The following is a 24,382-nucleotide window of genomic DNA, read 5'->3' as shown; positions in this document are numbered from 1 at the left end:
CATGATCACGGTGAGGGAGGCGGACCGGGAGGTCCTGCGGCTGGCGGTCCCCGCGCTCGGGGCCCTGCTGGCCGAGCCGCTGTTCCTCCTGGCCGACTCCGCCATCGTCGGGCGGCTCGGGGTGCTGCCGCTGGCGGGCCTGGGCGTCGCGGGAGCGGTGCTGGCGACGGCGGTCAGCGTCTTCGTCTTCCTCGCCTACGGCACCACCGCGAGCGTGGCCCGGCGCGTCGGCGCCGGTGACCTGCGCGGGGCCCTGGCCAGCGGCGTCGACGGGATGTGGCTGGCCGCGGGCCTGGGGGTCGTGGTCGCCGTGGCCACCTGGGCGGTCAGCGGCCCGGTGGTCGACGCCCTCGGGGTCTCGGCGGCCGCCCGCCCGTTCGCCCTCGACTACCTGCACTGGAGCCTGCCGGGGCTGCCCGGGATGCTGGTGGTGCTCGCCGCGACCGGGGTGCTGCGCGGCCTGCAGGACACGGTCACGCCGCTCGTGGTCGCCGTCACCGGCGCCGTCGTCAACACCGGGCTCAACCTGCTGCTGGTGTTCGGCGCCGGTCTCGGCGTCGCCGGGTCGGCAGCGGGCACGGCCATCACGCAGCTGGGCATGGCGGTGTCGCTGGCGGTGGTGGTCGTGCGCGGGGTCCGTCGCCAGCCGGGTGCCGGCTGGGCCGACCTCGCCCCGCGGGGCCTCGGGGTGCTCCGCTCCGCCCGCGCCGGCGTGCCGCTGCTCGTGCGCACGCTGGCCCTGCGGGCGGCGCTGCTGCTCACCACGTACGTCGCGGCCCGCCAGGGCGACGCGGGCATCGCCGCCCACCAGGTGGCCGTGGTGCTGTGGACGACGACGGCGCTCGCCCTCGACGCCCTCGCCATCGCCGCGCAGGCCCTGGTGGGGCGGGCGCTGGGAGCCGGCGACGCCGCCGCCGCCCGCGGGCAGGTGCGCCGCCTGGTGGTCTGGGGGGTGGTGACCGGCGCGGTGATGGGTGCGGTGCTCGTCGTGCTCGCAGCCCCGGTGGCCTCGCTGTTCAGCCCCGACCCGGAGGTCCGCGCCGCGCTGGCCGCCGCGACGGTCGTGCTGGCGTGCTGCCTGCCCCTGGCGGGGTGGGTCTTCGTGCTCGACGGCGTGCTCATCGGCGCCGGCGACGGTCGCTACCTGGCCGGCGCGAGCATCGCCTCGGCGGCGGTCTACGCGCCGCTGGCCCTCGCGGTGCTGGCCTGGGCGCCGCCGGGGCGCACCGGCCTGGTGTGGCTGTGGGTGGTGTTCGCGGGCGCCTACACCGCGGCGCGGCTGGTCACCCTCGTGCCCCGCGAGCGCGGCGGGGCCTGGCTGGTCACCGGCGCCACCCGCTGACCAGCCGCACCCCTCCGGCCTCCCGGGTCAGTACCCGAGCACCTGCGCGACGCGGCGGACCGGGGCGATGCGGTTGGCGCGCAGCGCCTCCACGGGCGAGGTGCCCAGGGCCTCGTCGGGGGTGAAGAGCCAGCGCAGCGCCTCGGCGTCGGAGAAGCCGGCGTCGAACAGCACCGTCAGCGTGCCCGGCAGGCTGACCAGCGGCTCCGGCTCCACCAGGCGCGCGGGCACCTGCAGCACCTTGGGCCCGCCCGGGGTGGACGAGCGGCGCACGCCCACGAGCAGCCGCTCGTCGAGCATGCGGCGCACCTTCTGCACGTCGCTGTCCAGGCGCTCGACGATGTCCGGCACCGTCAGCCACGCGTCGTCGGGCACCAGCTCTGCCAGGCGGTCCAGCTCATCGGTCGTGTCAGCCACGCCCAGAGCCTGCCACCGCCTGAGGTGTTGCTGAAGTGGGCCTCCCCCGCCGGGACCCGACCGTAGACTCGCCGGTGTGGCCACAGCGGTGAAGGACCCCCTCGTCGGGCGCCTCGTCGACGGCCGCTACCTGGTGCACGACAGGATCGCCAGCGGCGGCATGGCCACCGTCTACCTCTCCACCGACACGCGCCTGGAGCGCCCGGTGGCGCTGAAGGTGATGCACGCCCACCTCGCGGCCGACGCGTCGTTCGTGGCCCGCTTCACCCGCGAGGCCCGCTCCGCGGCCCGCCTGAGCCACCCCGGCGTGGTCTCCGTGTACGACCAGGGCGCCGGTGACGGCACCGTCTACCTGGCCATGGAGTACATCCCCGGCCGCACGCTGCGCGACCTGGTCGCCGCCGCTGCCCCCCTGACCCTCGGTGACGCCCTCGACCTGATCGAGGAGGTGCTCGACGGCCTCGCCGCCGCGCACGACGCCGGGCTGGTTCACCGCGACGTGAAGCCCGAGAACGTGCTCGTCGGTGACGACGGCCGCCTGCGCGTGGCCGACTTCGGCCTGGCGCGCGCCGCCACCACGGCCACCGGCGGGGCCACCAGCACCCTGATCGGCACCGTCGGCTACCTCGCCCCCGAGCTGGTGCTCGACGGCGCCTCCGACGAGCGGGCCGACGTGTACGCCGCCGGCGTCGTCCTGTACGAGCTGCTCACCGGCCGCGCGCCCTTCGCCGGCGGCGCCCCGGCGCAGGTGGCGTACCGCCACGTCAGCCAGGACCTGCCCCTGGTCTCCCGGGTGCGCCCCGGGGTGCCGGAGGGCGTCGACGCGCTCGTCGCCAGCGCCACCGACCGCGAGCCCGACCGCCGCCCCCGCGACGCCGGCGTGATGCTCGACCTGGTCCGCGACCTGCGCGACGGCCTGCCCGACGACGTGCTCGACGCCCCCGCCGTGGTCGTGCCCGACCCGGCCACGGTGCCCGTGACCGTCGACGGCACCCGCGTGCACGAGCGCGAGCACATCGTGGCGCTGCCGGTCAGCGAGCTGCGCGACGCGGCCGCCGCCGGTCCCGCCGCCCCGCTGACGACGCCGACCGCGGCGTTCACCGGGGCCGACCTCGCCCCGGCGGCCGGGGCGCCGAAGACCCGCAGCCAGACCCGCGCGGTGCGCCGGACGTCGAGCCCGCTGGGCCTGCCCGCCGACGCCGAGGAGGCCGACGACGACGGCCCCCGGCGCAGCCGCTCGCACCGGCTGCTGTTGCTGCTCGCCGGGCTGGTGGCCCTGCTGGTCGCCCTCGGTGGCGGCGCTGTCTGGGCCTACACCGACGGGCCGCTGGCGCAGGTCGTGGTGCCCCGGGTCACGCCCGGCACCGCCGCCCAGGCCGAGCAGGCGCTGGAGGCCGCGGGCTTCGAGGTCGAGACCCGGCCCGACTACAGCGACACCGTCGCCGTGGACGGCGTCATCAGCACGGAGCCCGCGGCCGGCGAGAGCGTCGCCAAGGACAGCACCGTCACCCTCGTCGTCTCGCGGGGCGTCCGGCTGATCCAGGTCCCCGACCTCACCGGCAAGACCCAGGCGCAGGCGGAGGAGCTCATCACCGGGGCTGACCTGAAGGTGGGCACGGTCGGGCAGGCGTACTCGGAGACGGTGCCCGTCGGCAGCGTGGTGTCCCAGCAGACGCCGACCAACAACCCCTTGAAGGCCGGCTCCGAGGTGGCCTTCACCGTCTCGCAGGGGCCCAAGCAGATCCCGGCGCCCGTGCTCAAGGGCCGCACCCTCGACGAGGCCACCCAGGCCCTCAAGGACGTCGAGCTGCAGCTCGGCGAGGTGAAGCGCGCGAACGACGACACCGTGCCCGCGGGCGAGGTCATCTCGTCGTCGCCGTCGACGGGCAACCTCGGCGTCGGTGACCGCGTCGCCGTCGTCGTGTCCGACGGGCCGGCGATGGTGACCGTGCCGAACCTGGTCGACCGCAGCGTCGACGACGCGCGCGGGACGCTGGAGGGCCTCGGCCTGGAGGTCGTCGTGCAGCGCACCTGGATCGTCGGCGACCGCGTCCAGGGCCAGGACGTGCCCGGCGACAGCAAGGTGCTCCCGGGCACGAAGGTCACGCTCTACGTCGGTCCCTGACCCCGCCCGGAGGGTCCAGCCGGTTCAGCCGGCGAGGAGCTCCGAGAGCACCTCGGCCGCCAGGTCCGCACCGGCGTCGTCGACGTCGAGGTGGGTGACCAGCCGCGCGGTGCGCGGACCCAGCGCTGACAGGGCGACGCCCCGCTGCGCCGCCGCCAGCACCAGGGCGCGGGCGTCGGGGACGTCGAGCACCACGATGTTGGTGTCGACGAGCGCGGGGTCGGTGCACCCGGGGCGCGCCGCCTCGGCGGCCTCGGCGATGCGGCGGGCGCGGGCGTGGTCGTCGGCGAGCCTGTCGACGTGGTGGTCGAGGGCGTGGAGCGCCGCCGCGGCCAGCAGACCGGTCTGGCGCATGCCGGCGCCCATGCGCTTGCGCCACACGCGGGCGCGGGCGATCCGCTCGGCCGAGCCGACGAGCACGGAGCCGACCGGGGCGCCCAGCCCCTTGGACAGGCACACCGAGGCGGTGTCGACCAGGCCCCCGACCTCGCGGAGCACCTCCTGCCAGCCGCCGGGGCGCTGCTCGCGCTGGGCGACGGCGGCGTTCCACAGCCGGGCGCCGTCGAGGTGGAGGGCCACCCCGGCGTCGGCGGTGAGGGTCCGGAGGGCGTGGAGCTGCCCGAGCGGCTGGACGGTGCCGCCGCCGAAGTTGTGGGTGTCCTCCACGGCGACGGCCGCGGTGGACACCAGGTGGGGTCCGGCGTCGGGCGACATCATCGCGGCGATGCGGTCGACCACCGCGCCGTCGACCAGGCCGCGCGGCGCGTCCCAGGTGCGGGTGGTCACCCCGGAGGTGACCGCGTGGGCACCGAGCTCGGCCCGCACCACGTGGGCGAGGGCGTCGCAGAGCAGCTCCTCACCGGGCTCCACCAGCAGCCGGACGCCCAGCACGTTGGCCAGGGAGCCCGTCGGGCTGAAGAGCCCCGCCTCGTGGCCGAGCATCCCGGCCACCCGCGCCTCGAGGGCGTTGGTGGTCGGGTCCTCGGCGTAGACGTCGTCGCCGACCTCCGCCTCGGCGACCGCCCGGCGCATGGCCGGGGTCGGCCGCGTCAGGGTGTCCGAGCGCAGGTCGACCCGGACCGCGCCCGGCCCGGCGCCCGGGACCGACGCGCCGTACCCGCTCGCCGCTGCTGCCTCCGAGGTGGTGCTGGAGGCCATCAGACGGAGCGCTCCTGCAGCATCTCCGCGACGAGGAAGGCCATCTCGAGGGACTGCTGGTGGTTCAGGCGCGGGTCGCACAGCGACTCGTAGGCGGTGGCGAGGTCGGAGTCCTCGATGGCCTGGTGGCCGCCGAGGACCTCGGTGACGTCGCCGCCGGTGAGCTCCACGTGCAGGCCACCCGGGACGGTGCCCAGCGAGGAGTGCACCTCGAAGAAGCCGCGGACCTCGTCGATGACGTCGTCGAAGCGGCGGGTCTTGTACCCGGACGGGCTGGTGATGGTGTTGCCGTGCATCGGGTCGCACGTCCACACGACCTGCGCGCCCGACTCGTTGACGGCCTCGACCACCGCGGGCATCGCCTCGCGGATGCGCCCGGCGCCCATGCGCGTGACGAAGGTGAGGCGGCCGGCGCGGCGCTGGGGGTCGAGCTTGTCGACCAGGCCGAGCACCTCCTCGCGCGTCGTCGTCGGGCCGAGCTTCACGCCGATCGGGTTCTGCACGCGGGAGAGCAGGTCGACGTGCGCGCCGTCGAGCTGGCGGGTGCGCTCGCCGATCCACAGGAAGTGGGCGGAGACGTCGTACAGCTTGCCGGTGCGCGAGTCGGTGCGGGTGAGCGCGCGCTCGTAGGGCAGCAGCAGCGCCTCGTGGCTGGCGTAGAACTCCACGCGGCCCAGCTGCTCCTGGCTGTAGGCGCCGCACGCCTCCATGAAGGAGATGGCGCGCTCGATGTCGCGCGCGGTGGCCTCGTAGCGGGCGCTGGCGGCCTTGCTCGCGAAGCCCTTGTTCCAGGTGTGCACCTGGCGCAGGTCGGCCTCACCGCCGGTGGTGAACGCCCGGATGAGGTTCAGCGTGGCGGCGGAGGTGTGGTACGCCTTCACGAGCCGCTGCGGATCGTTGCGGCGCGCCTCCTCGGTGAACGCGAAGTCGTTCACCGCGTCTCCGCGGTAGGCGGGCAGCGTGACGCCGTCGCGGGTCTCGGTGCCGCTGGAGCGGGGCTTGGCGTACTGCCCGGCCATGCGGCCGATCTTGATGACCGGCGTGCTGGCGGCGTAGGTGAGCACCACCGCCATCTGCAGGATCGTGCGCATCCGCTTGCGGATCGAGTCGGCCGTGGCGTCGGCGAAGGTCTCGGCGCAGTCGCCGCCCTGGAGCACGAAGGCGCGGCCCGTGGAGGCGGCGGCGAGGCGCTCGGTGAGCAGGTCGCACTCGCCGGCGAAGACCAGCGGCGGCAGCGTCGACAGCTCGGCGACGGCGGCGGCCAGCTCGGTCTCGTCCCAGGTGGGCTGCTGCTGCGCGGGCAGGTCGGCCGGCAGGTCGGCCAGGGCGCCGTTGGGCGCCGCGAGGGCGTCGAGCGCGGAGCGCAGGGGGGCCGCGGGCGGCGTCGTGGTGCTCACGGCGGGCAAGCCTACGGGCCCACCGCTCGGCGCCCCACCGCCTCGTGCGCCGAAAGGGCCGCCCGCGGGTGCGGGACGGCCCTTCCGGGTGAGCGGCGAGAGGCCGCTCGAGTGGTGCGGGGTGTCAGCCGGAGACGTGCGCCAGCTCGTCGATGCGGGCCTTGGAGACCGTCTTCAGCTCGCCCGTGGCCTCGGCCAGGGGCACCTGGACGACCTCGGTGCCGCGCAGCGCGGCCATCGTGCCGAAGTTGCCCTCAGCGATCGCCGTGATCGCCGACAGGCCCGAGCGGGTGCCGAGGATGCGGTCGTACGCGGTGGGCGTGCCGCCGCGCAGGAGGTGGCCGAGCACCGTGACGCGGGTGGGCAGGTCGGGCAGCTTGTCGTTGAGGATCCGCTCGAGCGCCTCGCCGGCGCCCTTCAGCTGCACGTGGCCGAACGCGTCGAGCTCGGCGCCGGTGTGGGTCACGTCGCCGCCGGCGGCGATGGCGCCCTCGGAGATGACGACCAGGGGGGCCTCGCCGCGCTCGGCGACCTTCGCGATGGTGGCCGCGACGGCGTCGGCGTCGTACTCCTCCTCCGGGAGGAGGGTGACGTGGGCGGAGGCGGCCATGCCGGTGTGCAGCGCGATCCAGCCCGCGTGGCGGCCCATGACCTCGACGATCATCGCGCGGTGGTGGCTGGCGCCGGTGGTGGCCAGGCGGTCGCACGCGTCGACGGCGATCTGCACCGCGGTGTCGAAGCCGAAGGTGTAGTCCGTGGCGGACAGGTCGTTGTCGATGGTCTTCGGCGCGCCGACGACCTTGATGCCGACCGTGTTCAGGTGGGTGGCCACGCCGAGCGTGTCCTCGCCGCCGATGGCCAGCAGCGCGTCGATGCCGAGGCGCTCCATGGTGGCGCGGATCGCGTCGACCCCGCCCTCCATCTTCACGGGGTTGGTGCGGGACGAGCCGAGGATGGTGCCGCCCACGGGGAGGATGTGCTCCACGACCGAGCGGTCGAGCGGGGTGGTCAGACCCTCGATGGGGCCCTTCCAGCCGTCGCGGAAGCCCACGAACTCGAACCCGTAGGTGTCCGTGCCCTTGAGCACGGCAGCACGGATGACGGCGTTGAGGCCGGGGCAGTCGCCGCCTCCGGTGAGAACTCCGATGCGCATGGTCGCCCACCCTAGCGAGGGGGTCCGCCGTCCCCCGCCGCCGTCGCCCGCTCGGGGGCTCCCCCGGTGCTCGTGAAACCCGCGTGACCCTGCGCGAGCGGGCGCGGGAGGATGGGCGTCCAGCCCCCGACGCCCACCAGGAGGAAGACGTGCCCGAGCACGCGAACGACGCGGCCGACCCGGCCGACGCCGCCGAGACCAGCGGCGAGACCGCCGCCGAGGCGCAGAAGCGCCGGTTCAAGGAGGCCCTGGACCGCAAGCGGGGCGTCACGCACCCGAACGACGAGGTGGCCGGCGGCAAGAACCTCCACGGCCGCGGCGGCGCCACCGCCCGCCAGGAGTTCCGCCGCAAGTCTGGCTGACCCGCATCACTGCAGGTCAGGGCGTTTTTAGGTGCGGCTAGTCCGCACTTGGTCCGCAGCATTTTCGGCGCGGGGAGCCGCACTGGCGAGGTCGTCGAGCAGACCCGCCAGCGCGGCCCGCGTGCGGTCCTCCGCACTCGGCCAGAGGTGGCTGTAGGTGTTGAGGGTGACGCTGGCGCTGCGGTGGCCGAGCGCTCGCTGGACGGCGACGACGTCGACGCCGGCCGCGATGAGGCCCGACGCGAAGTAGTGCCGGAGGTCGTGCAGGCGCATGCCGGTGACCCCGGCTCCGCGGCGGGCCCGGCGCCACCGATCGCTGGCGATGTTCTGGGTGAGGGGCGCTCCCCCGCCCTCGGTCAGCAACCACCGGGTCGGTTGGTTGCCCGGACGGTGTTCCTGGACGTATCGCGCGACGGCTTCGAGCAGGGCGTCAGGCACGGGGACGTCCCGCTCGCTGCCGTACTTCGGCGGGCTCTCGACGAGGACTCCCCCGGTCGCCCGCGTGAGCTGGCGCCGCACGCGGACGGTGCGGCGCAGGAAGTCGACGTCAGCGACCTGCAGGCCGCAGAGCTCACCGAGGCGCAGACCGGCGCCTGCGGCGAGCAGGACCATGACGCGGGTCTCCGGCTCGACCGCGGCGGCGAGCACGGCCGCCACCTCCTGTGGGGCCGGGAGCCGCATGGCCGCTTCGGCGCGGCGCACCCGCGGCAGCGTCACTCCGGCGCTGGGGTCTGAGACGAGGTGCCGGTCGAGGACGGCGGCGCGCAGCACCGAGCGCACATTGTTGCGGCGGGTGCGGATCGTGCCGGGCGCCAAGCCCTGTTTGCGCATGCCGGCGACCCAGGACTCGACGTGGCTGCGCCGCAGCCGCCCCAGCTGAAGGTCGCGGAAGGTGCAGGTCCTGACGGCGATGTCGACGGCGCGAGCGGTGTTGGGAGCCCACACCTGCCGCTCGGACCACGCGGCGTAGAACTCGGCCAGGGTCGTCTGGGCGGCCGTCGGATCGACGTACTGACCGGTGACGACGGCGGTGGTGACTTCGTCCAGCCAGCGCTGGGCGTCGACCTTGCGGCGGAAGTGGCGGGAGCGCTCCTTGTCGTGCTCGTCGCGGAACCTCGCGCGCCAGGTTCCGTCGGACCTCTTCGCGATGCTCGCCACCGTCAGACAGCCTTGCTGTGGCCACTCATCGAGTGATGGTCCGGATCGTCGTCAGCAGCAGCGGCACGCCAGCGCTGTCCTGTGGATGACGACAGTCGGAGCGGGCCCTGTGGACGGACGGCGCTCACCCTGCCTCGGTCAACGACGGAGTGTCGAAGGGTCATGCCAGGCACCTCCCGATCCCGCGTCAGCTCGGCGCGCCCTCCAGCGCAGAGCTTCGGCCTTGCCCAGACCCTTGCCCGGGACCGTCACAGCAGCACGAAGCCGTCGCGGACGCCGACTCCCCAGTGGTGTCCTCGCGCGCCTCAGCAGCCGCGGCGGAAGGGGAACCGGTGGCGCCGGTCAGATCCACCGACCTACGACAACGACCGTCTCGCGAGGCGGCTGCTCAAGCGCGGCGGATCTTCGTTCCGGCAGCACCACCACCGGCGACGCCCTGCGCGGGCCCACAACGCAGGCTGCCGGCCGCATCCTCAACGCCCCGGCGTCGGCCTCCCCCTGTCGACCGCGCCGGTCGAGAGCCCAGCTGGGCAAGGGTCCATGGACCACTCAGATACCTTGCTCCGCTCCCAGGCAATTCCCAGCGAAGAACTGGGCAAGGTGCCCGGCACCTGTCTCGTTCGTCGCCCCGTTGCAACACAAGACCACCGGGCGGGGCAAACGCGACACCGTGACTCAGCGCTACGGGCGCCCCTGAACGTTCGGTAGGACGTCTCGCTGAGCGGTGGGTTGTGAGGCGGTCAGCATGCGCCCGGCAGAGGGGCGGCAAGCACCCGCCGGCTACCCGTCCCCGCAGGTGCTTACGGCCGGCGTCCGCATCCGCGGACGACGACCGCAGCGCCTCGCCGACGAGGGGCTACGTCAGGACTGACCTCGTCGTGGCGGCCTGCTGGGCTAGTACCCCGGCGATGATGGTCTGCGTGGTGTTGATGTCATCGACGACCCCGGTGATGGACGCCAACCGCTCGACCACCGCCGCCACCTGCGCCTGGATGTCCCGCACCCGCTCATCGACCTCCGTGGTCGCCCGCGCGGTGCCCCCGGCGAGCTCTTTGACCTCGTTGGCCACAACCGCGAACCCCTTGCCAGCCTCCCCCGCCCGGGCAGCTTCGATGGCGGCGTTCAGCGCCAGCAGGTTGGTCTGAGCGGCGATCGCGGAGATGGTGGAGACCACCTTGGAGATCTCCTCACTCGAAGCGCCCAGGCCGGCGACCTCGGTGTTGGCCTGCTCGGTCAGCGCGTGGCCGCGCTCAGCCACCGCTGAGGCCGCCTGCACGTTGCGCTCGACCTCCGCGATGGACGTCACCAGCTCACTACCTGCGGCACTGAGCCGCTGCTGGGCGGAGATGCGCGTCAGCGCCTGCCCCAGCAGGAACGCGGTGTTCTTCAGCGCGCTGCGCCGGCTGGTGGACATGGTCAGGGTGCGGGTGGCAAAGAAGTCCATCGTGCCGACGACCTCTTCTCCCACGAGGATTGGGAAGCACACCCCCGACTTCACTCCGGCGCGCTGGGCGGCTGGTGCGCGCACGCAGTCGGTGACCTGGGACAGGTCTTCCACGAAGACGAGGTCGCGGCTGGCCCACGCCCGGCCGGCCACTCCGACCCCGCGGGCGAAGGTTGCGCTGGCGGTGACGCGCCGGAACTCCTCCCCGGCCGAGCCGACCTCCTGGTCAAAGCGCAGCACCGGCGTCCCCGCGCCACCTGAGAGCTTCGGGTTACTGGGATTGAGGGCCCAGAAGGATCCGTAGTTCCAATCGAACTCCTCTCGAATAACCGCCAGCGCGGCGCGCACCGCCGCGTCGGCGTCCTGGGCGCCGGCCAGCTCACGCAGCACGGTGTTTACCGCTTCCACGTCCTGGGCGGCGCGCCGCTGGCGGTGCTGTTCGCGAGTGCGCTCGAGGGCCTGGGAGACCAGCACCCCCACCGAGCGCAGCGCTCCTAAGCGCCCAGCGCAGGGCGTCAGCGTCGAGGTGGTGAAGAAGTCCATGGTGGCGACCACCTGGCCGTCTTCGAAGATAGGGAAGCAGATGCCGCTCTTGACCCCGGCGCGCTGCGCGGCCGGGGCGCGCACGCAGTCGGCGACCTGGCCGATGTCGGGGACGAAGACCAGGTCGCGGGAGGCCCACGCCCGTCCGGACAGCCCCACCCCCTGGCGGAAGGAGGCGGCCAAGGTCACCCGGCGGAACTCCTCCCCCGCGTCGCCGGTCTCTTGGGCGAAGTGCAGTGCAGCTGAGGGTCCGCTGCCTTGGATGCGCCAGTAGGAGCCGTAGGCCCACCCGAACTCGGTGCGGACCGCGTCCAGGGCTGCGTTGATGGCGGTCTCGGGGTCGCTGGCGCTGGAGAGGGCTGCCACGACGGCGACCACAGCGCGCAGGTCGGCTTCGGCCTCGGCCACCGTCCTGGCGGGTGTCGCGGGAATTGTGGTGGCGGGACGATGGGAGGCTCTGGTGAACACGGTGGCCTTTCGGTGGTGCGATGCGCATCGGTGACCGCATGGCGTGCGGGTCAGCCGGGCGGTCGCTGTGCACGAGAGTGCTGCGCTTGATCAGCATCGACAGCGACGCCGACAACTCAAGGGCCGACTGCCGATTTGTTGAGCCTCGAGTTGGATCTGCAGGAGTTAGAGCCCCTAGTGCTGATGAGCGCGCTGCGCGGTACCGACGGGTGAATGGCGAGCCCTAGACGAGACGCGGCACCGCGGGGCATCGCGCGGCGTCTCCTTTCACCCTTGCGTCGTCGAGGACGTGGAGTCTGCTCGCGGCTGGGCTGAGCAGGGGAGCGGCGACGGTTGGGTCTGCACGCGGCTGAAGAAGTGCGGAGTCGACGCCGATGTGGGGGTCATGACGGCTCACCGACCAGCGGGCGCTTGGCTGGTTCGGTGGCGCTGGCGACTCGCGGCGCTCGGCGGGGTTGTCGGCTATGTCGTCCTGGCAGGCACAGCAGCTAGTGCCGCAGGTAACGGCGCGAGGACCGCGGGCAGCCCTGCGACACCGCTGTGGGGGGTGGTGTCATCGACCCTGGGGGCGGGCGTCTACGCCGTCGTACTGCTCAGCGCGCTGACGATGCTGGTGTTGCGCGTGCGGGCGATGCCCGCCGACCGCTCAGCGTGGGCGCTGCTCGCTGCGGGTGCCACCGTGTTGGGAACCTGCCAGCTGCTGCTGATAACCGCCGCTGCCGCATCATCGGCGAGCTCCGGTTCTGCGGCAGGTCCCTCAGCTGAGCTGGCCATCGCTACCTTCCGCGACCACCCCACCCTGGGAGCGGTAGGACTGGCGGCCTACCCGCTGCTGTACGCCGGCCAGATGAGGCTGCTCAAGCAGCACGTCAACGGTGTCATGCCCAGCGCCTGGCTCGACGGGTTGCTGGCAGGCCTGCTCCTGCTCGCCGGGGCCTGCGCGTATGCGACCCCGGTCTTGGACGCTCACTTCGGCCTCGGACTGGCCGGGTCCTTGGCCTTGGTGATGCGGCCGCTGCTGGACCTGCTGCTGACCCTGTTCGCCGCTGCCAACTGGTCACTGGTCGGTCGCGACGCCGACCGGCGCCTGGTGGCGCTGACAGCTGCGTTCGCTGCACTCACCTTTGCCGACACCCTCGGGGTCGCCCGAGTCACCGGGGTCCTGACCGCGCAGTTGGGCCCCGGCCTAACACCTGGGATCGACCTTGCGGACTTGGACGCTGCCGCGAACCTCACCGCTAACAGCCTCCGACTGCTGGTGCTGCTCCTGCTGGCCTCGACCGCTACCGCTGTGGCCGTGCGGCGCAGCGCCCAGATGGTGCGGTGGTCCTCGATCGCCGGACCCGCGATCGTGCTGATCGGCTCCCTGGCGCTGCTGTGGCACAACGAGGTCACGCCGCTGGGAGGTGCAGCCGTTGCCGTAACCCTGCTGGCCCTGGCGGGAGTAGGGGTCAAGGGGGTGCTGCTGTTTCGTGAGGTGCTGGCCCTGGCCGACAGCCGCCGCCTGGCGCTCAGCGACGACCTCACCGGTCTGGCCAACCGCCGCGCTTTCAACCTGGCGTTGGCGGAGGCGGTGCAGACCAGTGAGGCGACCCAACCGGGAAGCGATGGCTCCGACGCGGCCGTGGCGTTGCTGCTCATCGACCTCAACGGCTTCAAGGCCGTCAACGACCGCTACGGGCACACCGTCGGTGACGCGCTGCTGCGCTGGACCGCTGCCCGCCTTGCTGCCGTCGTCCCTGCCGGCGGCGTGCTGGCGCGTCTGGGCGGTGATGAGTTCGCGGTACTGCTGACCGGACCGGCGGCGGGTAGCGCCGACTATGTCGCTCGCGCTGGTGCGGCTGCGATCGCCGCACCGACCGCCGCTGTGGCCCGCTTCCCGCAGACCACGCCGACCCTGGCGGCCACTGCTCACCCCGGTGCAGGAGACGGTGGGCTCACCTCACTTGCCGAGCCGGTCTGGCCAGACCAGCTACCCCTCAGCGCAGCCTTGACTGCGAGCATCGGTGTGGCAGCCGTTGGCGCCTCGCGAGGCCGGTCCTCGGCGTCGTCGCACTTCTCGGGCGTCCCGGGCAGCGGCCCCGGTGTGCAGACCGTCGAGTCACTCGGCGAAGAGCTGCTGCGCCGTGCAGACGTGGCCATGTACCGGGCCAAAGCCGCGGGTGGCGCTGGTGGCGTGCGCCTGTTCGACCCAGAAGACGACCGCGCCGCCCAAGAAAGGGTCGTCCTGCTCGAGGAGCTGCGCCAAGCACTCGCCCGTGAGGACAATGCCTTGTCAGGGGCGCCGTCCGCGACGGAAGGATCTTCGGCTGAGGGCGCTGACAGTGCCGGCCATGAGCAGGTCGTCGTCCACTACCAGCCCCAGGTCGACCTGCGCACCGGTGAGACCACGGGCGTCGAAGCGCTGGTGCGCTGGCATCACCCGCGCCTGGGTCTGCTGGCTCCCAGCGCCTTCGTCGACCTCGCCGAGCAGCACGGCCTGGTCGCTGCCCTCACCACCCGCGTGCTGCGCACCGCCGCTGCCGATGCTGTCAGCTGGCACAGCAGTGGTCACCCGCTACGGGTGGCGGTGAACCTGTCCACCAGCTGCCTGGTCAACCCGGCACTGCTGCCGCTGATCGATGATGTGCTGGCCCAGACGGGTATCGACCCTGGGCTGTTGGTGATGGAGGTGACCGAAACCACCTTGATGTCCGATCCCGAGCAGGCACTGGCCACTGCCCACGGGATCCGCCAGCGCGGCGTGCAGCTGAGCATTGATGACTACGGCACCGGCTACTCCTCCCTGGCCTACCTGGCCTCACTGCCAGCCACCGAGCTCAAGCTGGACCGGTCCTTCACCTCTCGGCTCACCGGCGACAGCGCCACTGCCGCAATCGTGGCCTCCACCGTCGACCTGGCTCACCGCCTAGGTCTGCGGCTGCTGGCCGAGGGCGTGGAGGACGAGGAAACCTTGCAGGCGCTGGTCGCAGCCGGTTGCGATGAGAGCCAGGGGTACTGGCACGCCCGACCGGCTCCCGCCGCCGCTGTGACGCGGTGGCTGCGAGAAGGCCGGCGTGGCGCCGATCACCTGCCGGTTCTTGGTCTGGAGCGCAGCTAGCGCAGGCGTCCGTTTAGTGATCGACTAGTGACACAAGATCGCGGTTGGCGCGCTGACTCGGCCGTCAACCCCGGCGCGCCCGGTCGCCGGTCTCTGGGTGCGAAGCCTTGAGCCAAGTCATCCCCAGGATCACTGATGCCGGTGACGCGGTGGCAGTCCACATGAGGCTCAAGCATCACCTCACCGCTGTCGATGACCCCGTGTGCCATCAACGGGGCTCCGCACCGCCCACCCGACCTGGCGGCCACCCGGCCTGCTGTCCCTTCCAGACGACGTCTGGCGCACCCGCCACCGCTGGGTCACCACCGTCCTGCTGGCGCACCTGCCCCTGCTCGCCGCGTGGACCCTCTACGGGCACACCCCGCTGCCGGCGGCCCTACCGCTGACGGTCCCGGTCGCGTTGTACCTGCTCGCCACCGCTGAGCAGCTCACCCGCGGCCGCCTGCGCATCCACCGGACGCTGGCCTCCTGCGCCGCCGCAGCTGGTCTCATGGCCTGCTCGTCCTACCTGGTCTCGGTCTCCGGCGGGTACATCGAGGCCCACTTCCACTTCTTCGTCATGGTCCCCGTGGTCGCCCTGTACGAGGCATGGGCACCCTTCAGCGTCGCCATCGCCTGGGTGCTGCTCGAACACGGCCTGGTCGGGACCCTGTGGCCCCACCACGTCTACGGCCACAACCACGAGCACATGGCCCATCCCTGGCGCTTCGCCGGGGTGCACGCGGGCTTCTTCGCCGCCGCCTGCATCGGGTCCCTGACCGCCTGGACCCTGGCCGAACGCGCCCGCGCCATCCAAGCCGACCTCGTCGAGCAACTGCGCCACCAGACGCTGCACGATGACCTCACCGGCCTGGCCAACCGCACCCACCTGGCCCAGGCCATGGACACCGCCCTGGCCAGCGGCGCCCCGGTAGCTGTCCTGGCGCTGGACCTGGACCGCTTCAAAGAAGTCAACGACACCCTGGGCCACTCCGCCGGTGATGAGCTGCTGCGCGCGGTCTCCGCCCGCGCTGCCACCGGGGTGGAGCGGCCCGGGCTGCTGGTGCGCCTGGGTGGGGATGAGTTCGCGGTGCTCCTGCCGGGGCTCGACGCCCAGGAGGCCCTGGCCGTCGCCCAGCGGCTGCGGGTGACCATCGCGCGGATCACCTCGCTGCACAACCCGAGTCGAGGCACCTCAGCTGACACCTCACCCGATGCGGTGTCTCCCGCGGCCAGCACGACCGCCATCTCGACTGCGGGCATGGTCGCGGTCAGCATCGACGTCAGCATCGGCATCGCCCACCGCCCCGCCTCGCCCGTCGAGGACAGCACGACCCTGAGCCCTGCTCAGCGCGCCCGGGTCGCGGACGAGCTGCTGCGCGAGGCCGACGTGGCCATGTACACCGCCAAGCGCTCGGGGTCAGGCACCGCGCTGTACGAGGCTGCCACCGACTCCCACACCGCCTGTCACCTGGCGACGCTGACCGACTTCCGTCGCGCGTTGGACGCCGATGACCCAGATCGTGGTGCACCTGCAGCCCAAGGTCGCCATCACCGACGGCCGCCTGCTGGGGTGGAGGCGTTGGCGCGCTGGAACCACCCGGTGCGCGGTCTGCTGCCGCCCTCGGAGTTCCTCGCGATGGCCACCAGCGCGGAGCTGTCCGCGCCGTTCACGGCCAAGGTGCTCACCGAGGCGCTGTTCGTCTGCCGGTCCTGGCTGCGCCGCGGCCACCGGGTGCCGGTCTCAGTGAACATCACTGCGCACTGCCTGATGCGTCCTTCCTTCGCCTTCGAGGTCGCTGAACTGCTGGCCCGTCAGCGTGTGCCGGCGGACCTGCTGTGCTTGGAGATCACCGAGGACACGTTGGTGGCTGACCCGGTCGCGGCTGCGCAGGTGCTGGCGGCGTTAAAGGCGACGGGTGTGCGGACCTCGATCGATGACTTTGGGACGGGGTACTCCTCGTTGTCCTACCTGCGTCAGCTGCCCGTGGACGAGCTGAAGATCGACCGCTCGTTCGTGCTGGGTCTCTTTCCCCGCGGTTCGGACGAGCCGGCTGACGATGCGCTGGTGGCGACCATCGTGGACATGGGTCACCGGCTGGGGATGCACGTGGTCGCTGAAGGGGTCGAACGGGACGACGAGCTGGCGGTGCTGGCCGGCCTGGGCTGCGACAGCGTGCAGGGCTACCTGTACTCCCCGCCTGTTCCGGCTGACCGCTTCCCTGTGGAGTTGTTGCGCACCGCGCCGCGGACCACGCCGTCGGCTGGCTACCAGGTCCTGGCCTAACGGCGACCATCTGCCCGGGCAACGATCGGCAAGGACAGCGGCCACGACGACGCGGTGAAGGCCAACGTCCGCATGGCACTGGCACCTGGCCGAAACGCAGACCGGTGCCCTAACGTTCACAGCGGGTTGGGAAGCAGCCCGCGCACCATCCTGCGCGCACCCCTCCCGCCCCGCGGGCTCTTCCAGGAGCCGCCATGACCTCCACTGCACGCCGCGCCGCTGACGCGGCCACCCGTTCCACGACCGGCGCCCAGGTGCCCCCTGGCAACGCCGGTGCAGCCGGTGCAGCGACCGCCGCCAACCCCGGCGACCTCCCCGGCCCCGGCCGTCCCCACGCCCATGGCCACGCCCGTGACGGGGCCACCGCCCCACTCGAGCAGCAGCTCGGGCCCACCCCCACCTCAGTTCCTGTGGCTACCCCAGTAAGCCCACCGGCGAACAGCACCACCACGCCAGCAGCACTGGACCTCGCCGACCAGCTGGCGAGGCTGGCGACCAGCGTGCCCCGCAACGCCAGCACCGCCACCACAGCCGACCACCTCCTGGCCCACACCCTGGCTCTGGTCCCCGCCGCCCAGGCCGCCGTGCTGTACCTGGCCGGCAAGCACCACCACCTGCTGCCCCTGGCCACCACCCACCCCCAGGCCCTGCACTTCACCGAGCTGCAGCAGACCGCCGGACAGGGCTGCTGCCGCGACGCCGCGACCCATCGCCGCCCTGTGCGGGTGGACCACCTGGCCTTCGAGCGGCGCTGGCCAGCACTGGCCGCACGCGCCGACCAGACCCCCTGGATCAGCGTCATGTGCCTACCGCTGCACCTGCACGGAGACCTGCTCGGTGAGCTCACCGTGCTCAGCAACCACCCGCGCGCCTTCTCCCAGGACACCGAGACCATCGGGCAGCTGCTGGCCGCCCATGCTGCGGTCGCGCTGGCCCACGCCCGCCAGATGGACTCCATGCACCAGGGCCTAGCCCACCGCGACGTCATCGGCCAGGCCAAGGGAGTGCTGATGGAACGCCACCGCCTCAGCGCCGAGCAGGCCTTCGCGGTGCTGTCCGGCACCAGCCAGCACACCAACCGCAAGCTCGCAGACCTCGCAGCGGACCTGGCCGAGACCGGTGAGCTGCCCGCCACCGGTCCACTCGTCCGACGCGGGCACCCAAGAGCCGGCGTCGATGGGACCCGCCCTCACGAGGCGACCTGAGCTGCGGCCGCGCGTGGATGGGTGAGCAGGTGACCTCCCGTCCCAGTGGGGTCGCCCGCAGACCAACCAAGGGGCGGCCACAGCCCCGGCTGTCCTCAGCGCTCGGCGCGCTCAGCACCCGGTGGTGGAACCACCTGGCGCGTCAGGCCGGGCCAGGTCGGGCCGGGTGGGGCTGGGTGGTTCATGGGCGGTCCAAGAGCCCGGTTCAGCGAGCTCTTGGACCTCACGCTGCCCCCGGCCCGGGCCAGGTGCAACGCTGGCGCAAGTGAACCCCACCTGCCCGCGCGGCGCCTCTGGCGCAGCAGTCATGCTGCTAGGCCCCGTACCGGGCCCCGGGCGAGCCCGACGACTTCCCAGGTCACGTCCTTCGACGTGGGCGACTCAGCTGGGGGGTGTGTACCGACCCGGCTGCGGACTGTGACCGCTGATGCTGGCCACCAGGTCAGCGGCCACATCGCGCAGCTTGCGGTTGCGGTGCTGAGAGGCAGCCCGCAGCAGCGCGAACGCCTCCTCGGCGCTGCAGCGCTGCTGGCCCATCAGCACCCCGATCGCCTGGTCGATCACCGAACGGGACACCAGCGTCGCCTGCAGGGACTTGGTCAGGTCCACCTGGTGGGCTTGGCGCAGCACCACCGTCAACGTCGCTGCCGCCTGAGCGGCCAGGCCCGCCGCGGTGGCCCGGCGCGCGGCGGCGTCAAAGGCGTGGGCGCGTCCGGCGTACAGGTTCATCGCCCCCAGCACCTGCCCCTCGACCACCAGCGGCAAGGACAGGGAGCTGGCGACCCCGTAGGTCAGCGCCCGGGCGGTGTAGGCCGGCCAGCGGTCCTCCACCGTCAGATCGGGGGCGTTGATGACCCGCCCGGTGTCCAGAGCCTGCAGGCAGGGACCGGACTCGTGGGCGTACTGCACCTCATCGACAGCGGCGGCGACCTGGTCGCTGCTGGCCACGGTCAGCTGCTGACCCTCGCGGCGCAAGGTGATGCCGCAGGAGACCCACCCGCTGCCGCCGCCGACCTCGCTGGTGTCCCTGGCGCTCAGGTCCACCCCCAGCTGCTGGGCGAGGTGTGCAGCCAGGTCAGTGGTTAGGTCAGTGGTTAGGTCAGCGGTTAGGTCAGTGGTCGGGCTGGTGGGTCTGCCGGCGGGCGGACCCGAGGCGCTGCTGCTGCCATCAACGACGCCACCTTCGGCGGGACGGGCTGCTGACTCAGACGCCGCTTCGGCGGTGGGGGTGGCGCCGGTGGGTGTGGTGGCCAAGGTGCGCGCAGCAATACTGGCCAGCTGGTCCAGGAAGTGCTCCACCTCAGGGGCGGAAAGCAGCACGGACATCAGCTCAGAGGACGCCTGCGGCAGCACCGGCGCCGGTCTGCCCCCCTGTGCTGCGCGGTCCCGGGCAGCTCGACCAGCTTGATCGACCGGCTCAGCTGGGTCAGGTCGGTCGGTCCGGACGGGAGGGGTCACACGACCGGGGGCACGGTACAGAGGGTCACTCGGGGACCGGGGCACGTCGCTGCCTGCGCTAGCAGGGTCAGCGTCGGCGCGGTGGTCGCGGTGGTCGGGTGCGTCGGGCATGGTGGTCCGGTTCCGGACGCCACCCAACCCCCAACCCCATCGGCCGGGCCACAGCCAGCTGAGCTCCGCAGACCTGCGCGTCGACCATCGTCGATGAGCCGCCTAGTAGACGCCAGGGCCATCCTGGCGCTCCACAGTCGCCAGACGCCAGACGTCTGACCACGTCATGGTCGCCTGGGTGCGCCCAGCACTCGCGTCACGGAATCGACGTCGAACTGGTGTGCAAGAGGCGAACAGCTCATGCGAAGAACTCGTGTGAAGGCTGTGCGGGGTTGTGCGCGTCCTGGTCGGTGTTCACGTCAAGACGGCGTCACCGTGGGTGGCAGCGCACGAGGGGCCTCGGCACAGCCACCGTCCCACGCCGGCAGGTGTGACGCGACCGCACGGGCACGCCCCGATCGGTACCTCGGACAGCAGGAGCGTGGTGCTCGACCGCGAACGCGATCAACACGCCGCCGGCTGCCGCCCTCTTCCCCGCAGCGCCGGCGGCGCCTAGCGTGGGGACTGGTTCGTCAGTGAGCTGGCGCTCCTTGCTGCGCCTGCACCGCCGCCCACCCTCACCGGGCGGCTGCTCCTGGAAGCCGACGATGACCTCACGTGCACGGTGCCCGCAAGCACCCCCACCGATGTCCTGCCCTGCCACGCAGGCCGCCCCCACGGCAGCGGCTGAGTCCCCACCGTTCTGGGCCAGGGTCGTGGGCCACGCCCACGGCGCGCACCTGGCGCTCAGCGGTGAGCTCGACGTGGCCAGCGGCGCCATCCTGCTCAGCGCCGCCGGCCGGCTGTGGCCTCAGCTCGCCGCCCCCGACGACCACTGGCGGCAGGAGGCTGCTGAGCGCAGCAGCCTGCACCGCGCTGACGGTCCCCAGAACTCACACAGCGCTGGGCAGGGTGATCGTCCGGTATCGATCAGCCCTGCAGTCCCACCGGTACCTCCAGTCGTCAGCCATCTGCGGGTGCAGGTAGACGCCGGCGGGGTGACCTTCGTGGACCTGTGCGGGCTCGCTGCCCTTGAGGAGCTGGCGCGGCGCGCCGCGGCCGCCGGCACACCGCTGCACCTGAGCGGACTGGACACCGCGACCGCCCGGGTGCTGCGCAGATGCGTCGTCTCCTCGTTGTGGGCGCCGCGTTGACCCACGTGCTCGTGCTTGGTCGAGCGGGGACAAGCGGCTACCCATCGCCATCGGCGGCTGGGGAATGCCCAGGCGACCAGCGACCAGGGGACGCCGCTGGGCTGGTCATGGGCTGGTCATGGGCTGGGTGGGCAGGTCGGGGGTTGGTCGTGAGCCGGTCAACGGCCGACCGCGGACCGACCGCGGATGAGTTCTGGTGTGCGCCGCGCCGCCTGGACCGCCCCGGAACGACCGGGACGACCGGGACGACCAGGTGCTGGCATGACCACCACGTGGCGAGCAGGGCGAGGCGACGCGGTCGTGGTCACCGCGACGTCACCGCGACGCGGCGGGCTTACGTCGTCAGTGGCAGCCGTTACGCTACGGCGGCTCCGCTCAGCCGGGGCGCGTCGAGGCCACCCGAGGCGCTGAACAGCGCAGACGTGGAAGGACGACGCATGTCCGCGACCGATGACCCGACCTTCGGCCTGCCCCAGGGGCTGCTCGCCGGCGCACCGCGCCACCACCGCGCCACTGATCACCTTGCAGGTCCTCGCGACGGTGAGACCCGCGTCGCGCCCACCTCGCCGAGCAAGGCGCACCCCACCTCGCGGCATTCCCAAAACGCAGGCCCACGCAGCCGTCTTGACCAGCACGAGGTGACCCGATGAAGGACCACTCGCTCCAGCAGGCGCCCCTGCCGGACTTCCGGCCGATCTTCGATGAGACACCGACCCCGCTGCTGCTGCTGAGCCCGGACTTCACCATCGTCCACGCCAACCGCGCTCGGCTGGAGGCCACCGCCACCACGCTGGAGGCCACCGTCGGGAGGAACCTGTTCGAGGTCTTCCCGATGAACCCCGACGACCCCGCCGCCGACGGCCTGGTCAACCTGCGCGACTCCCTGACCCAGGCCCGCGACACCCGGCGCCCGGTGACGATGGCCATCCAGAAGTACGACATCCCCCTGCCCGACGGCACCTGGGTGGAGCGGTACTGGAGCCCGCGCAACGTGCCGATCCTGAACGAGCAGGGGCAGGTGGTGTGGCTGCTGCACCGCTCCGACGACATCACCGACTACGTCCACACCCGCGAGCAGGCCCGCGCGACGACCGAGCAGAACGAGGCTCTGCGCGAGCGCGCGGACCGGGGTGAGGCCGACCTGTTTGAGCGCACCCGCGAGCTGGAGCAGCTCGTGGCCGACCTCGCGCGGGCCACCGCCCGCACGACGCAAATCACCGAGTCGATGGCGGTCGGCTACCTGTCCATGGACGCTGACTGGCGCATCAGCTACGTCAACTCCCAGGCCGTGCGCGCGCTGAGTCGCCCGCGCGAGGAGCTGGTCGGCGGCGTCATCTGGGAGCTGTTCCCCGCCACGGTGGGTACCGACTTCGAAGCCGGTTACCGCCGCGCCGCCACCACCGGTGAGGCGGTCACCTTCGACGCCCACTACCCCGAGCCCCTGAACGCCTGGTACGAGGTGCGCGCAGTCCCCGAGGCCGAAGGCGTGGCGCTGTACTTCCTGGACATCACCCCCCGCCACGACGCCGTCCAGGCCGCTCAGGCCGCCGCCGCGCGGGTCAGCGCCCTGGCCGAGGTCACGCTGGCGCTGTCGACCATCGACGACGTCACCGAGCTGGTCGCGGTGATGGCCGAACGCGGTACCGCCGCGCTGGGCACCGACGGCGGCGCGGTCGCCATCCCCGCTCGGGACGACCCCCAGCTGGTGCGCTCCTACGTCACCGCCAGCCACGCCGCGGCCGTGCGCGAGGAGTACGCGGTACTGCCCCTGGACGCCCCGGTGCCGGCGTGCGAGGTGATGCGCACCGGACATCCGGTACTGCTGGGCGATCGGGAGGCCTCCACGGGCTACTCCCGCGAGATGGCGCACGCCGTGCAGGCCAGCGGCTCGGTCGCCTTCGCCAGCCTGCCGCTGCTCGCCGGGCCGCAGGTCATCGGGGTGTTCACCGCCAGCTGGGACACCCCGCAGCGCTTCGATGCTGAGCAGGTGGAGCTGCTGGGCGCCTTCGCTGCGCAGTGCTCCCAGGGGTTGCAGCGCCTGACGGCTCTTGATGGTGAGCGTCGCGCCCGCCTGCAGGCGGAGGCCTCCGCCCAGGACGCCCGGCGCTCCGCCGAGGATGCACAGCGCTCCGCTGAGGGGCAGGCCTCGTTGGTCGCCATTGCTCGCGCCCTCAGCGGCGCCGACAGCGAACGGGAGGTCCTGGACGTGCTGGAGGGTCAGGGCGCAGCGCTTCTGGCCGCGGACGGCAGCGGGCTGGCCCTGCTCGAGCCCGACGGCCGGCACGTGTGCACCCTGGCCAGCGACACCTTCGACGCCGACCTGCGCGCCAATGTGCAGCGGGTCCCGGTGGACTTCCCCATCCCGATCATCCACGCCGCCGCCACCGGCGCAAGTCACCTGTTCCCCGACCGGGCCTCCACCGTGGCGGCCTTCCCGGGTGCGGAGCCGCTGTACACCGCCGCCGGGGTGCAGGCCTCGGCGTGCTTGCCCCTGCGCGGGCGCGCCGGGCTGCTGGGGTCGATCTCGCTGGCGTTCTCCGGTGAGCGCCTCTTCTCCGAGGAAGAGCGGGACCTGCTGGAGGCTTTCGCGGCGCTGACCGCCCAGGCGCTGGACCGCATCGCCGCCCATGCCGCTGAGCAGGCAGCACTCAAGGTGGCCTCGGGAATCGCTGAGACGCTGCAGCGCTCGATGCTGACCGCCCCACCCGAGCCGGACCACCTGGAGATCGCGGTGCGCTATGCAGCCTCTGCTGCGCACGCTGAGGTCGGCGGGGACTGGTATGACGCCTTCCTCACCTCTGAGGGACTGACCAGCTTGGTCATCGGGGATGTCACCGGCCACGACATGGCCGCTGCGGCGGTGATGGGCCAGCTGCGCAACCTGGTCCGCGGCATCGGCTTCACTCTCGGTGAGCCGCCCGCGCGGGTGCTGGCCGCCGTGGACCGCGCCGCGGCCGGGCTGGGCATCACCACCGTGGCCACCGCCATCGTCGCCCAGGTCGAGCAGAGCCCGGCCCACCGCGCGGCAGGGACGCGGCTGCTGCGGTGGTCGAACGCCGGGCATCTGCCCCCGCTGCTCATCACCGCCGATGGGCAGGGGTCCTACCTGGGCTCCGGCACCGGCGCAGACGCTGGCCCCGAGGGTGGTTACGAGACCGACCTGGTGCTGGGCTGGGACCCGAGCACCGAGCGCCACGACCACGAGGTGGTGCTGCAGCCGGGCTCGACGGTGCTGCTGTACACCGACGGGCTGGTCGAGCGCCGCGGTGTGGGCCTGGACCGGGGGCTGGCGTGGCTGGCTGAGGCCGCCGGTGAGCTGGTCAGCTCCACCGGAGCACAGCAGGTGAGCCTGGAGGAGTTGTGCGACGGGCTGCTGCAGCTGGTGGGGGACCACCTGGATGACGACGTGGCGCTGCTGGCGCTGCGGGCCCACCCCGAGGACGCTCCCCGCCCGACCCAGGCCGGTCCGAGCCACGTGCCCGACGGGCTGCAGGCGGCCAGAGCAGCCGCCGCTGCGCACGACCCGCTGGGAAAGGACTGAT

The 24,382-nt window shown here is 72.7% G+C and carries 15 protein-coding genes; 8 read left to right on the top strand and 7 right to left on the bottom strand.

Features of this window, described 5'->3' with window-relative positions; genetic code table 11:
- The first annotated feature begins 1 nt into the window (after nucleotide 1).
- The gene (locus F1641_RS03290; RefSeq protein WP_194902998.1) at nucleotides 2–1,342 is read left to right on the top strand and encodes an MATE family efflux transporter; all 1,341 of its coding nucleotides are present in this window, start codon (nucleotides 2–4) and stop codon (nucleotides 1,340–1,342) included.
- A 27-nt stretch (nucleotides 1,343–1,369) separates the two neighbouring features.
- Here F1641_RS03290 and F1641_RS03285 read toward each other — a convergent pair whose 3' ends face one another.
- A complete protein-coding gene (locus tag F1641_RS03285) occupies nucleotides 1,370–1,759 on the bottom strand; it encodes an Rv2175c family DNA-binding protein (protein ID WP_206690417.1) in 390 nt (129 codons plus the stop codon).
- A 76-nt stretch (nucleotides 1,760–1,835) separates the two neighbouring features.
- Between F1641_RS03285 and pknB the strand changes: the two genes are divergently transcribed.
- Nucleotides 1,836–3,884, top strand: coding sequence for a Stk1 family PASTA domain-containing Ser/Thr kinase (gene pknB, locus F1641_RS03280; RefSeq protein WP_194902997.1), 2,049 nt, complete (start codon nucleotides 1,836–1,838; stop codon nucleotides 3,882–3,884).
- Between the two features lie 24 nt (nucleotides 3,885–3,908).
- On the opposite strand, the gene F1641_RS03275 is transcribed toward pknB, so the two are convergent.
- From F1641_RS03275 to F1641_RS03265, 3 genes are all read right to left on the bottom strand, one after another.
- Nucleotides 3,909–5,042 carry a low specificity L-threonine aldolase gene (locus F1641_RS03275; protein WP_194902996.1) on the bottom strand — a complete coding sequence of 378 codons (1,134 nt, stop codon included), beginning with the start codon at nucleotides 5,040–5,042 and terminating at the stop codon, nucleotides 3,909–3,911.
- Complete coding sequence (locus tag F1641_RS03270; RefSeq protein ID WP_309225345.1) at nucleotides 5,042–6,439, bottom strand: class II 3-deoxy-7-phosphoheptulonate synthase; 1,398 nt, start codon at nucleotides 6,437–6,439, stop codon at nucleotides 5,042–5,044. Before F1641_RS03270 ends, F1641_RS03275 begins: the two co-directional genes overlap by 1 nt.
- A gap of 124 nt (nucleotides 6,440–6,563) precedes the next feature.
- Nucleotides 6,564–7,592, bottom strand: coding sequence for an ATP-dependent 6-phosphofructokinase (locus tag F1641_RS03265; protein WP_194902994.1), 1,029 nt, complete (start codon nucleotides 7,590–7,592; stop codon nucleotides 6,564–6,566).
- A 149-nt stretch (nucleotides 7,593–7,741) separates the two neighbouring features.
- Between F1641_RS03265 and F1641_RS03260 the strand changes: the two genes are divergently transcribed.
- Nucleotides 7,742–7,954 (top strand): DUF5302 domain-containing protein, encoded by a 213-nt coding sequence (locus F1641_RS03260; protein WP_194902993.1) that lies wholly within the window; start codon nucleotides 7,742–7,744, stop codon nucleotides 7,952–7,954.
- A gap of 27 nt (nucleotides 7,955–7,981) precedes the next feature.
- Here the strand turns inward: F1641_RS03260 and F1641_RS22835 are convergent, their stop codons facing one another.
- The gene (locus tag F1641_RS22835) at nucleotides 7,982–9,112 is read right to left on the bottom strand and encodes a site-specific integrase (protein WP_194902992.1); all 1,131 of its coding nucleotides are present in this window, start codon (nucleotides 9,110–9,112) and stop codon (nucleotides 7,982–7,984) included.
- 856 nt (nucleotides 9,113–9,968) lie between these two features.
- Nucleotides 9,969–11,477 carry a GAF domain-containing protein gene (locus F1641_RS03250; protein WP_309225344.1) on the bottom strand — a complete coding sequence of 503 codons (1,509 nt, stop codon included), beginning with the start codon at nucleotides 11,475–11,477 and terminating at the stop codon, nucleotides 9,969–9,971.
- A 640-nt stretch (nucleotides 11,478–12,117) separates the two neighbouring features.
- Here F1641_RS03250 and F1641_RS03245 point away from each other — a divergent pair.
- The 3 genes from F1641_RS03245 (at nucleotide 12,118) to F1641_RS03235 (ending at nucleotide 18,138) form a co-directional block, all read left to right on the top strand.
- Complete coding sequence (locus F1641_RS03245) at nucleotides 12,118–14,667, top strand: bifunctional diguanylate cyclase/phosphodiesterase (RefSeq protein WP_194902991.1); 2,550 nt, start codon at nucleotides 12,118–12,120, stop codon at nucleotides 14,665–14,667.
- 400 nt (nucleotides 14,668–15,067) lie between these two features.
- A complete protein-coding gene (locus tag F1641_RS03240) occupies nucleotides 15,068–16,933 on the top strand; it encodes a bifunctional diguanylate cyclase/phosphodiesterase (protein WP_194902990.1) in 1,866 nt (621 codons plus the stop codon).
- A 194-nt stretch (nucleotides 16,934–17,127) separates the two neighbouring features.
- Nucleotides 17,128–18,138: a GAF and ANTAR domain-containing protein gene (locus F1641_RS03235; RefSeq protein WP_194902989.1), complete on the top strand. Its 1,011-nt coding sequence runs from the start codon at nucleotides 17,128–17,130 to the stop codon at nucleotides 18,136–18,138.
- A 381-nt stretch (nucleotides 18,139–18,519) separates the two neighbouring features.
- Here F1641_RS03235 and F1641_RS03230 read toward each other — a convergent pair whose 3' ends face one another.
- Nucleotides 18,520–19,491 (bottom strand): GAF and ANTAR domain-containing protein, encoded by a 972-nt coding sequence (locus F1641_RS03230; RefSeq protein ID WP_194902988.1) that lies wholly within the window; start codon nucleotides 19,489–19,491, stop codon nucleotides 18,520–18,522.
- A gap of 911 nt (nucleotides 19,492–20,402) precedes the next feature.
- Here F1641_RS03230 and F1641_RS03225 point away from each other — a divergent pair.
- Nucleotides 20,403–20,840: an STAS domain-containing protein gene (locus F1641_RS03225; protein ID WP_194902987.1), complete on the top strand. Its 438-nt coding sequence runs from the start codon at nucleotides 20,403–20,405 to the stop codon at nucleotides 20,838–20,840.
- Nucleotides 20,841–21,486: 646 nt separating this feature from the next.
- Complete coding sequence (locus F1641_RS03220) at nucleotides 21,487–24,381, top strand: SpoIIE family protein phosphatase (protein WP_194902986.1); 2,895 nt, start codon at nucleotides 21,487–21,489, stop codon at nucleotides 24,379–24,381.
- The last annotated feature ends 1 nt before the right edge of the window (nucleotide 24,382 follow it).

Source organism: Quadrisphaera sp. INWT6 (genome assembly GCF_015390235.1).
Taxonomy (GTDB): Bacteria; Actinomycetota; Actinomycetes; order Actinomycetales; family Quadrisphaeraceae; genus Quadrisphaera.
Note: the sequence above shows the minus strand (reverse complement) of the source record. Positions and strands in the feature narration are given on the sequence as shown.

What these genes read in the sequence shown, in the direction of transcription:
- F1641_RS03290 (WP_194902998.1), top strand. Translation starts at nt 2, where the DNA reads ATGATCACGGTGAGGGAGGCGGACCGGGAGGTCCTGCGGCTGGCGGTC.
- F1641_RS03275 (WP_194902996.1), bottom strand. Translation starts at nt 5,042, where the DNA reads ATGGCCTCCAGCACCACCTCGGAGGCAGCAGCGGCGAGCGGGTACGGC.
- F1641_RS03265 (WP_194902994.1), bottom strand. Translation starts at nt 7,592, where the DNA reads ATGCGCATCGGAGTTCTCACCGGAGGCGGCGACTGCCCCGGCCTCAAC.
- F1641_RS03235 (WP_194902989.1), top strand. Translation starts at nt 17,128, where the DNA reads ATGACCTCCACTGCACGCCGCGCCGCTGACGCGGCCACCCGTTCCACG.
- F1641_RS03220 (WP_194902986.1), top strand. Translation starts at nt 21,487, where the DNA reads ATGAAGGACCACTCGCTCCAGCAGGCGCCCCTGCCGGACTTCCGGCCG.